The 14782-nt window shown below is 45.4% G+C and carries 11 protein-coding genes; 1 reads left to right on the top strand and 10 read right to left on the bottom strand.

Features of this window, described 5'->3' with window-relative positions; translation table 11 throughout:
- Positions 1 to 57 precede the first annotated feature (57 nt).
- From ACAN54_RS00870 to ACAN54_RS00840, 7 genes are all read right to left on the bottom strand, one after another.
- Positions 58 to 1614, bottom strand: a complete 1557-nt coding sequence (locus ACAN54_RS00870) for an ABC-F family ATP-binding cassette domain-containing protein (RefSeq protein ID WP_379151142.1) — start codon at positions 1612 to 1614, stop codon at positions 58 to 60.
- A 134-nt stretch (positions 1615 to 1748) separates the two neighbouring features.
- Positions 1749 to 2219 carry an NUDIX hydrolase gene (locus ACAN54_RS00865; RefSeq protein WP_379151139.1) on the bottom strand — a complete coding sequence of 157 codons (471 nt, stop codon included), beginning with the start codon at positions 2217 to 2219 and terminating at the stop codon, positions 1749 to 1751.
- A 116-nt stretch (positions 2220 to 2335) separates the two neighbouring features.
- A complete protein-coding gene (locus tag ACAN54_RS00860) occupies positions 2336 to 3556 on the bottom strand; it encodes an NAD(P)/FAD-dependent oxidoreductase (RefSeq protein WP_379151136.1) in 1221 nt (406 codons plus the stop codon).
- Between the two features lie 80 nt (positions 3557 to 3636).
- Positions 3637 to 4146: a DNA topology modulation protein gene (locus ACAN54_RS00855; protein WP_379151132.1), complete on the bottom strand. Its 510-nt coding sequence runs from the start codon at positions 4144 to 4146 to the stop codon at positions 3637 to 3639.
- Positions 4147 to 4171: 25 nt separating this feature from the next.
- On the bottom strand, positions 4172 to 5650 hold the full coding sequence (locus tag ACAN54_RS00850) for a protein adenylyltransferase SelO (RefSeq protein WP_379151129.1): 1479 nt from the start codon (positions 5648 to 5650) through the stop codon (positions 4172 to 4174).
- A 114-nt stretch (positions 5651 to 5764) separates the two neighbouring features.
- A complete protein-coding gene (locus ACAN54_RS00845; RefSeq protein WP_379151126.1) occupies positions 5765 to 6268 on the bottom strand; it encodes a hypothetical protein in 504 nt (167 codons plus the stop codon).
- A 234-nt stretch (positions 6269 to 6502) separates the two neighbouring features.
- Positions 6503 to 7309 carry a helix-turn-helix domain-containing protein gene (locus ACAN54_RS00840; RefSeq protein WP_379151123.1) on the bottom strand — a complete coding sequence of 269 codons (807 nt, stop codon included), beginning with the start codon at positions 7307 to 7309 and terminating at the stop codon, positions 6503 to 6505.
- 126 nt (positions 7310 to 7435) lie between these two features.
- Here ACAN54_RS00840 and ACAN54_RS00835 point away from each other — a divergent pair, with 126 nt between their 5' ends.
- Positions 7436 to 9697, top strand: a complete 2262-nt coding sequence (locus tag ACAN54_RS00835; RefSeq protein WP_379151120.1) for an FAD-dependent oxidoreductase — start codon at positions 7436 to 7438, stop codon at positions 9695 to 9697.
- A 54-nt stretch (positions 9698 to 9751) separates the two neighbouring features.
- Here ACAN54_RS00835 and ACAN54_RS00830 read toward each other — a convergent pair whose 3' ends face one another.
- Genes ACAN54_RS00830 through ACAN54_RS00820 form a run of 3 tightly spaced genes read right to left on the bottom strand, consistent with a single transcriptional unit; the run spans position 9752 to position 14774 of the window.
- On the bottom strand, positions 9752 to 11776 hold the full coding sequence (locus ACAN54_RS00830) for a beta-galactosidase (RefSeq protein WP_379151117.1): 2025 nt from the start codon (positions 11774 to 11776) through the stop codon (positions 9752 to 9754).
- Positions 11777 to 11803: 27 nt separating this feature from the next.
- On the bottom strand, positions 11804 to 12922 hold the full coding sequence (locus ACAN54_RS00825; protein WP_379151114.1) for a glycoside hydrolase family 88 protein: 1119 nt from the start codon (positions 12920 to 12922) through the stop codon (positions 11804 to 11806).
- Positions 12915 to 14774, bottom strand: a complete 1860-nt coding sequence (locus tag ACAN54_RS00820; RefSeq protein WP_379151111.1) for a heparinase II/III domain-containing protein — start codon at positions 14772 to 14774, stop codon at positions 12915 to 12917. Before ACAN54_RS00820 ends, ACAN54_RS00825 begins: the two co-directional genes overlap by 8 nt.
- Positions 14775 to 14782 lie beyond the last annotated feature (8 nt).

The raw sequence follows: 14782 nt of genomic DNA, 5'->3' as shown, positions 1-14782 counted from the left end.
TTTTTCAAAGCTTCCATCTTACGGGTCATCATTCAGACTCGCATTATTCCAGGCTGATTAAAATACTTTTGTTGTCCACGATTCGCAGTTCCAAGTATCCGTCACGATATCGCGGTAAAATTCTGGTTCATGGGATATCAGCAAGATGCTGCCTTTATACGCTTTGAGTGCACGCTGCAGTTCATCCTTCGCATCCACATCGAGATGGTTGGTCGGCTCATCCAGTACAAGCAGATTCGTCTCACGGTTAATCAGCTTGCACAAGCGGACTTTGGCTTTCTCGCCGCCGCTTAAGACTGCGATTTTGCTCTCAATATGATTGGTAGTCAGACCACATTTGGCAAGCGCTGCCCGGATTTCAAACTGGGTGTAAGACGGGAACTCGGTCCAAATCTCTTCAATACAGGTGTTGTAGTTCGTTCCCTTAATTTCTTGTTCGAAATAGCCGATTTCCAGCAGATCGCCAAGTCTGGCCGAACCTGAAATCGCCGGGATCTGGCCGAGAATGCTGCGCAGTAAGGTTGTCTTACCGATTCCGTTCGCTCCGACGAGGGCGATCTTCTGTCCCCGCTCCATTTGGAGGTTCAGAGGTCTCGACAACGGAGAATCGTACCCGATCACCAGTTCCTTGGTTTCAAATATCAGTTTGCCGGAAGTACGCGCATCCTTGAAGTTGAACTGCGGTTTCGGTTTTTCTCTGGCGAGTTCGATAACGTCCATCTTATCCAGCTTTTTCTGCCGGGACATCGCCATATTCCGTGTAGCCACACTGGCCTTGTTCCGCGCAACGAAGTCCTTCAGATCCGCAATTTCCTGCTGCTGACGTTTGAACGCAGATTCAAGCTGAGACTTTTTCGCCTCGTACACTTGCTGGAAATACTCGTAATCCCCCACATAACGTGTCAACGACTGATTTTCCATATGGTAGATCAGGTTGATTACACTATTCAGGAACGGAATGTCATGTGATATCAAAATAAAGGCATTCTCGTATTCCTGCAAATACCGCTTTAGCCATACAATGTGCTGCTCGTCCAGATAGTTCGTAGGCTCATCCAGCAGCAAAATGTCCGGTTTCTCCAGCAGCAGCTTGGCCAACAGCACCTTGGTCCGCTGTCCACCGCTGAGATCATGAACGTCCTTATCCAAACCGATATCCGTCAATCCCAGCCCGCGGGCGGTTTCGTCGATTTTGGCGTCGATCATATAGAAATCCTGGCTTGTCAGCGTGTCCTGGATCGTTCCGACATCCTCCAGCATTTGCTCCAGTTCCTCCGGAGACACCTCGCCCATTCTGCCGTACATGTCATTCATCTCTTGTTCCATATCGAAGAGATATTGAAAGGCCCCGCGTAAAACATCGCGAATCGATTGCCCCTTCGTCAGTACTGCATGCTGGTCCAGATAGCCGGCCCGCATGCGTTTCGCCCATTCGACTTTCCCTTCGTCCGGCTGAAGCTTGCCTGTGATGATGTTCATGAAGGTGGATTTACCTTCACCATTGGCACCAATCAGACCAATATGTTCGCCTTTTAGCAGGCGGAAGGATACATCGGTAAAAATCGCGCGGTCGCCGAATCCGTGACTCAGCTTTTCTACATTTAATATGCTCATGTAATTAACACCTTTTCCTTTATACTGTACTCTTGTCATATTATAAAGGCTAAAGCGGCACAACTCCAGACAGGTTTTTAAAAATCATAATTTTTCCTATTAGTGCCGTGATAAGCTGGACGATGAAAGCTTTGTTATATGAAATCCGGACCTTCAACGATATCCCTGCCAAATACTTTTTTCTTAAAATCCAGGCTATTATATTCAACTAGAAATGGCTCTTTATAATGTAAACAATATTCAATTTGTTCTCTGAAACTCTTCCAGGTTATCTTTTGGAGTGCCTCATCAATGGAATAATACCTAACCTCCAGGCTTTCATCCGATGTTCTAAACTCTCCTCCGACGGGCTTCCCTATAAATAAGTTATTACATACCGATTCCTTAACATTCTGAAAAAAACCACAAAATTTAATAATCTCGACATCTATACCCGTCTCTTCTTTCGTTTCCCGTACGGCTGCAGCAGAAAGTGATTCTCCCTCTTCCACTCTACCACCTGGAATTTCCCACCCGCGTTCGGGTCCATATTTCAGCAGTATTTCGTTACGATCATTCATCACAACTACAGCAGCAGTCACTGTATGCTTCGGAGAACTCTCCATTTCATCACTCCTTATTCATCAATTTGTCCATATCACGAACACCCAATAATATTCAAACCAAAAAGCCTCTGCAAGGCGCTAGCAGAAGCTTCTAAATGCTTATTGATCTGTCAATTCTACATGAGGAGCGGCCGGTCCTGCAAATACAATTCCATATCAGGACTATGTCCTTTGACAATTTCGCTAACGATAATCTTCGCCAACAGTTGGCTGTACACCGTTCCGTTGTCACCGTAAGCAAGCAGGAAATAGCTGTTCGGGTAATCATCGTATTTTCCGACGATCGGCAGACCGTCCACAATCCCTCCGTAAAATGCTGTGGAATAGAAGGCAGGTTCAACCTTGATACTGGGAAACATCCGGTTAAAATCCTCAATCAGCTTATCCTTCTTATGCATCAGCTTGCTGTCCCGATCCTCCGGATACGTTGTATTGTCATCCAGACCACCGATAATAATCCGGTTATCTGCAGTGCTGCGGATGTATAAGTAGGGGCGCGCCGTCTCCCAGAGTAGGGTTCGGTTATACCAGGTAGAGAAATCCGCTACAGGCTCAGTGGTGACCGTATAGGTGCTCACGAAGGAAGCCTGCTTTTCTTTTCGAATATCCATATTCTCATAGCCAGCTGCAAAAATGACATAGCGGGCACTAAGTTCATACCCTGTTTTCGTGTGAATGATCATACGCTGCTGTTCCCTATCGTAATGGTGGCCGTTCATCTCTGTATGCTCATACACAGCAACTCCCCGCTGCTTCGCATACTGAAATAATGCATGGGTGAACTTGTATGGATTCAGCTCGCCATCATTGTAGGAATAGATAGCGGCATCCCGGCTGAACGGATATTTCGCTTCAATGTCATTCTTCGTCCAAAAATCCAGTTCTATGCCATGCCGCTTGATAAAAGCGTATTCGCTGTGCAGACGATCTACATCCTCGGAACAGCTGGCAGCATAAAGCGTATCTCTCCGGCAGAATTCACAATCGATATCGGCACGCTGCGAAGCTAGTTCGATCTCGTCGATTGCCTCCTTAAGCAATTTCAGATGCCGTCCGATATACGCCTCACCAAAGGTGTGGGCCAGGGAAGTGAACATTTTTTCACCTGAATATTGAATGATAGCGGTGTTCGTACTGGTGCTCCCGCTGCCAATTGTCCCTTTTTCCACAACAACAGCCATAAGTCCGCTGTCAGCTAAGTAATACGCGCACTGCGCTGCGGAGCTTCCTCCGCCGATAATAGCCACGTCACAAGTAATATTCTCCTTCAAGGAGGGGTAGGACGGAGCTTCCGGGAAAGTGGTCGGCCAATAATAAGATCCGGATTGTAAGTTCATGGAATTCCCCCTGGGATAAACAGAATAGAGCCTATTGTACCCCTGTTAGCTGGAATTCATGCGGTACCTCTGTGAATATACTATCTCTCCATCGACTTGACGAACTCATCTACTTGTTTTCTAGTTTTCAAAGTAATAACTTGTTGTGGTCCTTGGATCTGTTCGAGCCTCTTAACCGTGTTCATGCGGCTTCGTGACCGGTAATTCCAAACCCACTTCACAAAATCCCAATCTATTTTTTCCGGACATTCTGCGTTCATATCAGGTCTTGCCTTGTTGTTGTACATTACCCGACGTTTGAATATCCGGTACATACATAGCATCCTCGGCATATCCAAAAAAATGATTAGATCTGCTCTCTTGATTCTGATATCCATCGTCCTTGAATAGTTGCCGTCTATGATCCATTGATCTTCGTTAGTAAATCGCTCCACGATCTTATCCCATTCCTCATTTTCTTTCGGGACCCAGTTAGCATTCCAAAAGTAAGTATCCAAATGGATAACCGGAAGCTTAAGAATGCTGCCAAGCTTTTGGGACAGTGTGGATTTCCCCGATCCTCCTGAGCCGATAACCAGTACTCTTTCCATAGTTTCTCCCCTCATCACTTGCACATCAAGTCCCGCAAAAGGTCCGGTAAGGACGTTCAGATTCCTTAGGCAATGTCGCGTAATTCGTCTGTTCAGCAGAATAGGCATACGGGTCTGACAGCACTTGAAGGAGCTTCTCCAATACTCCGTAGTTACCTTGTTGCACCGCTGCTTCCAGCGCCTCTTCTACCCTATGGTTGCGCGGAATAATTGCCGGATTGCTGCTGCGCATCAGTTGCTGGGAAGAGGCTTGGGATTCCCCTTGTCTATCCAGTCTTGCCTGCCATAACTTATGCCACTGGTCAAATCCCTCCGTATTTAACAGGCCAGTTTCTTCGGGTTTACCCAGGGTTAAGGCACGAAAAGTATTTGTATAATCCGCACGACTCCTTTGCATCATACCCAGCAGTTCTTCAATAAGGTGGATGTCCTCTTGTTCTTCATTAAAGATTCCGAGCTTCGCCCTCATTCCCGTCAGCCAGTTATGATGCTGTTGCACTGAAAAATCTGCAATGGCATTCTCGGCCAGCTTGATGGCCTCCGACTGATCCTCATGGAGCAGCGGAAGAAGGGTTTCCGCAAATCTCGCCAGATTCCAAGCCGCAATACGGGGCTGATTGCCAAACGCATAACGGCCCTGAAGATCAATGAAACTAAATACGGTATTCGGGTCATACACATCCAGAAAGGCACAGGGGCCATAATCAATGGTCTCTCCGCTAAGGGCCATGTTGTCCGTGTTCATCACACCATGAATAAAGCCGACAAGCTCCCACTGAGCAATCAAATCTGCCTGACGCCTGATCACTTCCTGAAGCAGGATAAGATAGCGGTTACCACTACCGGTGTCAGCCTTTGGATAGTGTCTTTGCAAAGTGTAATCAGCTAGCGTCCGAAGATCTTCGGTATTGCCTCTAGCAGCAACATATTGGAAGGTCCCAACGCGTAAATGACTGGCCGCCACACGGGTCAGAATGGCTCCTGGCTGTTCCGTGTCCCGGATTAAGGACTCCCCGGTTGATACTACCGCCAGACTGCGGGTCGTAGGAATACCCAGGGCATGCATTGCCTCACTGATAATATATTCCCTCAGCATCGGTCCAAGTGCCGCCCGCCCATCTCCTCCTCTGGAATATGGCGTTCTGCCTGATCCCTTAAGTTGAATGTCAAATCTTTCACCGAGCGGATTGATCTGTTCACCAATAAGCACTGCCCGCCCGTCTCCTAGTATGTTGAAATGCCCAAATTGATGTCCTGCGTAGGCTTGAGCAAGAGGCATAGCACCTTCAGGAACCTCATTGCCAGCTAGAACCGCTATCCCTTCTTCGGTGCGCAGATCCGGTCCGTTTAATCCTAAAGAAATTGCCAAAGGATCATTCAGAATAACCAGCTCCGGTAAGCGGACTGGTGTGGGCTTCTGTATAGTAAACAAAGATTTCGGCAGACTGGCGTAACTATTATCGAAGTTCCACCCTGGATTCGAACTTTCTTTTCTCTCTGTCATATTACCTCCTTGTTGTCCTGTTGTTATGCTGCGTTTTCCATTTATTGTACACGATTGCTCCATTATTATCCTCTCGAGGCTCATGAGTTACACCACTTTACTTATCTGGAGGCCTTAATCTATGGCTCCAAGCGCCCACTTGTTTTGATCTGACAAGACGAAGTAGTAGTAGGCATTGGGTTCATGAACACCTGAGTCATCTTTCACTAGACCTCTGACTTCTACAACAATTCTGCCTGGATTGTCCTTCAAAATGGTGCCAACCTTATCAAAGCGATACTCCTTCCCCAATAAATACATAAATGCATTGGCTGTTTGTTCATCAACGAAAGCACTGCGAAAAAGTTGTTCATTTTTTTCTGCTAAGCCCTCAAGAGTACTTTGTAGCGAAAGTTTGATTTCATCATTAAACAGGGGATCTTCTAACGTATCTAAATCAATAAAAACCCCCGTTTCAAAAACATCCTTGGGACTTACTGTAGGTGAAATAGTGGCTAGAGGGGTAGAAGTGCTGTTCGCTGGAACATTGGGTGAAGTATTATTTGGTTCATTACTCGTGCAGCCTGACAAGATTAAAGCAAGCCATACTATGGATATATAGGGTATAAGACTTTTCATTTATTGGCCTCCGTTTCAGACCTTTTCTTCATAGTATACCTAGCATAGACGTATCATGAAGAAAAAGGGTCACGTATCCGAACCGACTTTTTCCTAATCATCAAAAATCGTCCATGGATCTCCGATAAAACACGTACCCAGCCAAAACGGAAATCCAGCAAACCGCAAAAAATATCGCATTTATTATTTATAAGAAACATGGCGATGTGATAAGCGATTCAACCTTTTTTCCTGCTAAATCCGATACATAATCCGATACTTTGATGGACTGATCTGAACCCTCTTCGAAAACAATCTACTTAAATAATATCCGTTCTCATACCCACATAGCTCTGCAATTTCGTCCAAGTTGAAATACGTTTCAAGAAGTAGCTTCTTGGCTCGTTCTATACGTAAGGAAGTTAAAAAATCAAGCGGCGTCACCCCAAATGTTGATTGAAACTGGCGGGTTAGTTGCACTGGTGATATGTTAACGAGTGAAGAAAATGATTTGATTTTGACAGGCTGATAGGCATTTTGCTGAAGCCATTCTTTAGCCTGAATCATTAAAGGGGAAGGTTTTCGTAACGAGTAATCCTGCTCACTCAAATTTTTTTGCAACCAATACTGATGCCGTAGATCCGAGAATAACATCTCTATTGATTGCAACTGCTGCTCTTTATTTAGTAGCGCTGACACTCGCTTCATATAAGTATAAGTAGAGATCAAGCGATCTTGATCTATAAGCTTAATTGAACCTATTGGAAAGGGCGGAGACCCTTTCACAACATTACTCCATTTTCTCCACTCAAAAGTATAGAAAAAAAATGAAACGGTCTCAAGCACTTCACGCTCGAAAAGGATACCCGGAGGACAAAATACAATATCCCCAAAGCCAACTGTTCCTTCTGTTTCATCTATACGAAAGTTAAATTTGCCCTCAGTGATTGCAAAAAGTACCCAATTAGAATAGGTGTCAGATGATAATAGGAACTTTTGCTTTTGCTGCATATATTCGTGTGAAATAGCGGTTGGAATATATTCCAATATATCATCGAGCATATCGTTCACTCCTTGTAATTTTGGATATGGTCATGATAATTCCATGCATTAATAATCTGACATCATTCCTTTACAATGTTATTAAACAAAGAATTATTGTTTAGTATAAAGGAGGTCAGTCAACCAATGAGACAAGAAACCATCCATGCAAATGTCACCGTTATTGGCGGCGGTCTTGCTGGAGTATGTGCTGCAATCGCGGCAGCTCGACTCGGACAGCAGGTTGCCCTAGTTCATAATCGTCCTGTCCTAGGTGGTAACTCTAGTAGCGAGGTTCGCGTGTGGGTATGCGGTGCAACAGCTCATGGTAATAATCGATATGCTCGTGAAACAGGCATTATGGGTGAATTATTTATTGAAAATCAATACCGCAATCCAGAAGGCAATCCCTACATCTGGGATTTAACAATCTTAGAAGCGGTTCGGGCAGAGTCTAATATCCAACTGTTCCTAAATACTGACGTTCGTGATGTTGAGACGAATGCATGCTCAGAATCAAAGGAGATCACTTCAGTAAGTGGCTGGATGATGGGCTCTGAACGACAACTGAGATTTGAAAGTGACATGTTCCTCGATTGCACGGGAGACGGACTTATAGGTTTTCTAGCAGGCGCGCAATATCGACTAGGGAGAGAAGCTCAACACGAATATAATGAGAGCTGGGCCCCCCTCGAAGCCGATGAAATTACATTGGGTAGCACGATTTTGTTCTATACTAAAGATGCTGGTGAACCCATTACCTATGTTGCACCAAGCTTCGCTAAAGATATCACCTCAACATCGATCCCTGTGAAACGCGTCATTAAGAGCGGAACCTCGGGTTGCCACTATTGGTGGATTGAATGGGGTGGGGAATTAGACACTGTGCATGATAATGAACATATTCGCGACGAGCTATGGGCTGTTATCTATGGAATATGGGATTATATTAAAAATTCCGGAAAATTTCCCGAAGCTGCTAACATGACCTTAGAATGGATAGGCTCTTGCCCGGGCAAGCGGGAATACCGCCGTTTTGTTGGCGATTATGTGCTGAACCAGAACGATATTATCGCACAACGTGAGTTTAATGACCGTATCGCCTTTGGTGGCTGGTCTATTGATTTACATCCACCACAAGGGGTATATTCAACCGAATCCGGCTCTAAACATATGCAACCTGACGGTATTTACCATATTCCCTTCCGTTCACTATACTCTGCCAATGTGAGCAACTTGCTCTTTGCAGGTCGTAATATTAGTGCATCACATGTCGCCTTTGGAACAACAAGAGTCATGGCAACATGTGCCGTCATTGGCGAAGCAGCGGGAACCGGAGCAGCACTAGCAGTGCAGCATCGGATCACACCACGAAGCATTGCCGAACAGCATGTTACAGAGCTTCAGCAAACCTTACTTCGCCAGGATGCTTCTCTGATAGGAGTACGGAATATTGATGAGCAAGATAAAGCTCGTACCGGGACGATCACGTCATCCAGCTCATTACGTAAGCTTGCTTGCGAGCAACAAGCTGAAGCCCACCAGCTCACTACAGATATTGGATTACTGATTCCTGTAGCACCTGAGCTGCAACGTATTGAGCTGCTTGTTGATTCAGCATCAGATACAATCCTCGAAATACAAGGTTGGAGCACTGGCAGAGCCGAGAACTATATCCCGCATCAGCTTGAAATCATTGGATCAACAAGCATCGTAAAGGGTGATACACAATGGGTATCGATCGACTTACCTTGGAAACCTGATGTTCCACAGAACATTTTCATCATCATCAAAGAGAATCCTGCATTGAACATTTATGCTTCAAGGGAACCACTAACTGGAGTACTTTCATTCTCTAAGCTGCAACGTCATGTTGTATCAACAGATCTCGAGGACCGTGATATAGAGCAACCGCTACTGCAATGGAACCGTAATCCGTTCGATCGGCATCCGGTTTGTTTCCGAGCTTATCCTGATACAGAAGCCTATTCGCCAGATCATATTATTGACGGTTATGCCCGACCTTATGGTGTTCCTCATCTATGGATCTCCGAGCCGCTAATAGCTGGGCAGGAAGCTTACCTTGAACTAAGCTGGCAGGATCAGCCTCGCCCTGTCATAATTGATCAAATCCATATCACGTTAAATGATGACGTAAATGAAGATCTAATTAATCTTCATCATCACAAAACACCATTTAGAGTCATTCCAGAGCTTGTGAAGAGCTATCGACTTGAAGCTTTGAGCTCTGATGGTGTATGGATACTGTTAGCGCACATGACCAACAATCATAAACGAAAACATATTCATACCTTAGAGCAGTCGATCGCTGTAACCAAACTCCGAATTACCGTTGAGGCTACAAACGGTTGCTCCTCTGCAGAGATTATTGAGATTCGCGTCTATTAAGTTAAATAATCGGCTACTCATCTATTAGGAGTAGCCGATTATTATTTCTTTGCTTTATTTTGAGAGAATCCAAACCCCTCGACCCGGTATCTCACTCACTCCGGTTATTGTTTCGCCACTTAGCAAATCAATGTACACTTCTCCTTGCAGAGGAATCGCAGCGGGCTCTGGATTGTGATTAAGCACGAATATAAAGCTCTGATCCTCTTTGCTGCGTTTTGTCACCTCAACACCATCTGGTGCATCAAGCACTGGTGTAATCTGCTTTTCTGCAAATACCGTTCGCAATATGTCCTGTAGTAATCGAGGCTCACAGCTGGATGCGACATACCAGGCTTGTCCCTTCCCGAACGAATTCACGGTCAAGGATGGCATACCGGCATAGAAATCGGAACCATAGGTTGCAATGACCTCCGCACCTTCTGAATGAATGAGGTCACAGAGTATGCTACACTGATATTCCCCTTGCAAATACCCCTTTGTATCGTTAATCACCACTTGATTGAACTGATCCGGTAGTAATGCATCAATCTCCTCAGCCCAAATTCCGAGAACTTTACGAAGCTCACCTGGATATCCTCCTACTGGTACCCTATCTTGTTCGTCGACAATACCGCTGAAGTAGGTTGTAATGAATATACCTCCTTGCTGTACGAATTGCTCAACACGTTCAGCAAAGCCCGGCTTCACCATATACATAACCGGTGCAATTATGACCTCATATGAATTCAAATCTTCTTCGACACCAATCATGTCAGTCTGAATATGCAGCTGATACGCGGCATCATAGAACTTGTGAACTTCATTAACGTAATCTAGCAGCTTACTCGGACCACTGGATAAATCAATTGCCCAGCGATTCTCCCAATCATATACAATCCCAACTTTTGAGGATAGCCGTGAATCCAGGATGTGATCAGACAATACTTGCAGCTCTTTACCAATCTCCGCACTCTCTCTAAATACGCGCGTATGTTCATGTCCAGCATGTTCAATCACTGCCCCATGATACTTCTCGCAATTTGCGATCGAACGTCGCAATTGAAAGTATAATAATGTATCGGCACCGTGTGCAACCGCCTGATAACTCCAAAGTCGCAGCACACCTGGGCGTTTCAGCGCATTGTAAGCCTGCCAGTTCTGCTGACTTGGTGTCTGCTCCATTAGCATAAATGGTTGACCACTCTTTAAACCACGCATTAAATCATGTGACATCGAGGTATGGCTTGGCGGAGTATCAATAGAAGGATAGTTATCCCAAGACACTATATCCAAGTGCTTCGCCCATTTAAAATAATCCAAACCGTAATAGGTTCCCATTAGATTCGTTGTTATTTGAATTTGCGGAGTTACACGTTTCAATTCCTCATATTCAATCAGATAACATTCTAATAGACTATCTGATTGGAAACGACGATAATCCAGCGAAATCGTCTGGAAATAAGATTTATTGCCTGGCTGCTCTTCACTTAATCCACTAGGAGCAACAATATCCTCCCAATCGTAGAAGGTATGACCCCAAAAGCTGGTATACCATACTGCATTCAGCTTCTCCAAGGTACCATAACGCTTCTGCAGCCAATTACGGAATTCGCGTTCACAATTATCGCAATAACAATAGCCGTTATATTCATTCGATACATGCCAAGCCACAAGCGCAGGATGATTCTGATATCGATCTGCTAATCTTTTAGCTATTTCACGTGAATAGTGGCGATACGTAGGGCTGTTCGGACAGGAGTTATGTCTGCTACCATATTTCTTTTTGCGTCCATCAAACGTCACCCGCAGAACATCCGGATATTTTCTCGCCATCCATGCAGGATGTGCAGCTGTACTGGTAGCCAAGCACACTGAAATTTCAGCTTCAGAAAGTCGATCCATAATACGATCAAGCCATTCAAACTTATAGGTATTCTCATCTGGCTGCGATTTAGCCCATGAGAAGACATTAATGGTTGCAAGATCAATGCCGGCAAGCTTAAACATCCGGATGTCCTCTTCCATTGTCGCCTCGTCCCATTGCTCAGGATTATAATCTCCACCATACCAAATCTTCGGAAGCTTCTCATCAATCATATTCTTATCTCCCCTGCTTCTAGTAGTTTAGAATATGCGTTGCTGCCAGCCACTTATTTTAGCTAATGCCTCAACATAAAAGTAATCTCCGTAAATAAGTGAAACATGAATATTCGAATTAGCAGGCTTATGCCCTGTACCCTTAATTAGAATCGCTTCATGGTTAGGCTGATCCCACGTTCCATAATGCTCTGTTAAAGATTGCAGAATACGACATGCCATATTGTAATAAAGCTCAGCTTCTACTGCTGGCACAAGCTTCGCGATTTCCAACAGACCGGATGCTGCAATGGCCGCTGCAGAGCTGTCTCTTGGCTCCTCTTGCCCATCCTGCTGCTCTGCACGGAAATCCCAATAGGGAACGGAATCCTCCGGCAGGGATGCTATGAAGTAATGGGCAACACGTTTGGCAGCTTCCAAATAACGAATCTCTCCTGTATTACGATAGGTATTAGCCATACCATAGATCGCCCAGGCTTGCCCCCTGCTCCATGCCGAATGCGGCCCATAACCCTGTCCGCCAAACGATTCAAGAAACTCCCCACTCTCCGGATCAAAGCTCACAATATGATTTACCGAGCCGTCCTCGCGAATGAAATGCTGGAGAGCCGTATCGGCATGGATAGAAGCGATATGCTTGAATCTAGGATCGCCTGACACACGCGAAGCCCAATACAATAAAGAGATGTTCATCATACAATCAATGATCGCCCAGCCGAACTTATCCATGTTCCAGGCACGAATGAAGCCTCCAGCCGGATTGAAGCGTCCCGCTAAGAAATTAGCTGCTTCGAGCCCTCTGCGCAGGCCATCCTTATCACCGGTTAATGTGTGCTTAATGACAGCAGTCATTAAGAATTGAAAGCCCACATCATGATGCAGCTCTTCATTCGTTTTAACGAACCATTGCTCGATCTCCTCATCCCAACGCCATGCGGCTTCTTTGTATCGCTCTTTGCCAGTGACAGAATACATCACCCACAATAGCCCCGGCCAAAAGCCTGAAGTCCACCAGTCACTGCCCGTGTTATCATAGATTCCATCTTCTCTTGCAACATGAGGACATTTATCACCGATCAGCTCCAGCATCCGATCTACCTTTGGCTCAAGGCGCTTTAGCACTGCATCCGCAAACTCTTTACTCATATCTGCTCCCCTTATGCTCCCATAATGGTGTGAAAGATACCTCTACCTTGAATTCAGTACCTTCAATTGCTTCATTCTTCATATCCCGCGGCATCACATCAAGCATGTACAGGGTTCTCACGTCATGATGATGATCTATATATTCTGTAACACTCCATGCATGTGTACATGACAGTGCATTATATTGAACCAGCACGGAATGCCGTTCTCCTTTTAACAGAAGCTTCCCTGCAGCTATTTCTAGCGGCTGTAGAAAGCTTACAAACCTGCTGCGAATGTCCGAACAAGGTTCAGCAATCTTATATTCATCCGTACAGTTCATTACGCCACTCGCCCGTTCATAATGATACGTCCGCCGACATTCTATTAAGGAATCTACCTGATACGCATCTGACAGCTCGATTACAAATCGGTCGGTCCGCTCGCCAAACTCAGCTTGAATAACTTCACCACGATATTCCCTGCCTGCCTGCTGATATTGCCCACAAATGATCGGAACCGAATGTCCCTGTGATCCGGCAACCGTAAATTCATATCTTCGAGGGCTAAAATAATCCTTCGTATACTCTCCTGCACCGGGATCTACCAGAAAGGTCTCCCCATCCAAATGCAGAATGAAGTTACCGACATCATTATGATTATGATGCTCATCGTTATGTCCAGACTTGGCTACGAATACCACCGTATGCCCTTGAACCTGCGATCGTGTCACAAACCACTCTGCATCCTTCCAGTAACAACTAGAAGGAGCTTGCGTAGACTCCGCCGACTTGCTTCCCTCTGGCTTTACCCAGAAAATATTCCGCGCAGCATGAATCCAGCGGTGACAGTGATCTTCACCAAAGCTGGAACGATACTTGATATTCGGAATTTGCACTTGCCCGATTCGCTCACTTAGCTTGGAGGTTAATCCGGCATGGAAGGATGAGGTTAAAGAGCCATCCGAAAAACTTATCGTAAAATTCTCGTATAAATAGCTGTGCTGCTGAAATAACGCAATAGATTTTACTTTCTCCGACTGTAATAGATCTACCACTCCACTCGTTCTCTCACGTAACAATTCAGCAAAAGCAACATAAAAGCCAAAGCCATATTTCCAATAAGACAAGCCTTCGGTACAAGCTCCATCTTCTCCAAAGCCTGATAAATAATTGCGCAGCACCTGAACAACACGAGATAACACCGGCGCCAAAATCTGATTGTCTTCAATCCAATAGATCGCACATGCTCCGATCGAGCTTGCGCAGACAGAAGCCCAATTGTTCGTCGCGGTTTCCCACCAATGCATCGGCCGAAGCTCCATAAATGGCTCCAGAATACGTGACGTAACCTCTCTCTCCACTCGCTCGATAATCTCTGGAGCAAGCTTATTCTTGGTGAGTTCGACAATCTCTGATAATGCCCAGCCCGTCTCAGCTGCAAACAAATCGATGGTGTAACGAAGCTGGTCCCCAGTTCTATTCGCAAGATGTGCAGGAACGCACCATGTATATTCATCACATATCGCCCAAATGATGTCTTCCAGGCTGGCCACATCCTCTAGCCGCTCATCTATTAATACCAGCAAGGCATATGTGTTCAGACGCAAACGTCTTGCAAAATACAAGCTCTCGTACTCCACTCTCGATCCTTGCTCCGAAAACAGCTTAAACGTTGAATACGTTAGAGCGGTAATCGGTTGCTTATCAAGCTGGTCCTTATATGCCCGAACCTCCTCAACCAATTCTATATTCAGTGCATCATCACGAAAATTACGATATTCCTGCGGGCGAGCCTCCAGAAATAGCTTCTCCCTGAAGCCCTCCTTCGTTCCCATGTCCAAACCATGAAGCAGTTCAATCATGCCGAGCATACAACAAC

Source organism: Paenibacillus diazotrophicus, from assembly GCF_042610465.1.
Note: the sequence above shows the minus strand (reverse complement) of the source record. Positions and strands in the feature narration are given on the sequence as shown.

Excerpts from the sequence above, each read along its gene's own strand:
- ACAN54_RS00835 (WP_379151120.1), top strand. The coding sequence starts at position 7,436 with ATGAGACAAGAAACCATCCATGCAAATGTCACCGTTATTGGCGGCGGT.
- ACAN54_RS00845 (WP_379151126.1), bottom strand. The coding sequence starts at position 6,268 with ATGAAAAGTCTTATACCCTATATATCCATAGTATGGCTTGCTTTAATC.
- ACAN54_RS00855 (WP_379151132.1), bottom strand. The coding sequence starts at position 4,146 with ATGGAAAGAGTACTGGTTATCGGCTCAGGAGGATCGGGGAAATCCACA.
- ACAN54_RS00825 (WP_379151114.1), bottom strand. The coding sequence starts at position 12,922 with ATGAGTAAAGAGTTTGCGGATGCAGTGCTAAAGCGCCTTGAGCCAAAG.
- ACAN54_RS00860 (WP_379151136.1), bottom strand. The coding sequence starts at position 3,556 with ATGAACTTACAATCCGGATCTTATTATTGGCCGACCACTTTCCCGGAA.
- ACAN54_RS00820 (WP_379151111.1), bottom strand. The coding sequence starts at position 14,774 with ATGCTCGGCATGATTGAACTGCTTCATGGTTTGGACATGGGAACGAAG.
- ACAN54_RS00865 (WP_379151139.1), bottom strand. The coding sequence starts at position 2,219 with ATGGAGAGTTCTCCGAAGCATACAGTGACTGCTGCTGTAGTTGTGATG.
- ACAN54_RS00840 (WP_379151123.1), bottom strand. The coding sequence starts at position 7,309 with ATGCTCGATGATATATTGGAATATATTCCAACCGCTATTTCACACGAA.
- ACAN54_RS00830 (WP_379151117.1), bottom strand. The coding sequence starts at position 11,776 with ATGATTGATGAGAAGCTTCCGAAGATTTGGTATGGTGGAGATTATAAT.
- ACAN54_RS00870 (WP_379151142.1), bottom strand. The coding sequence starts at position 1,614 with ATGAGCATATTAAATGTAGAAAAGCTGAGTCACGGATTCGGCGACCGC.
- ACAN54_RS00850 (WP_379151129.1), bottom strand. The coding sequence starts at position 5,650 with ATGACAGAGAGAAAAGAAAGTTCGAATCCAGGGTGGAACTTCGATAAT.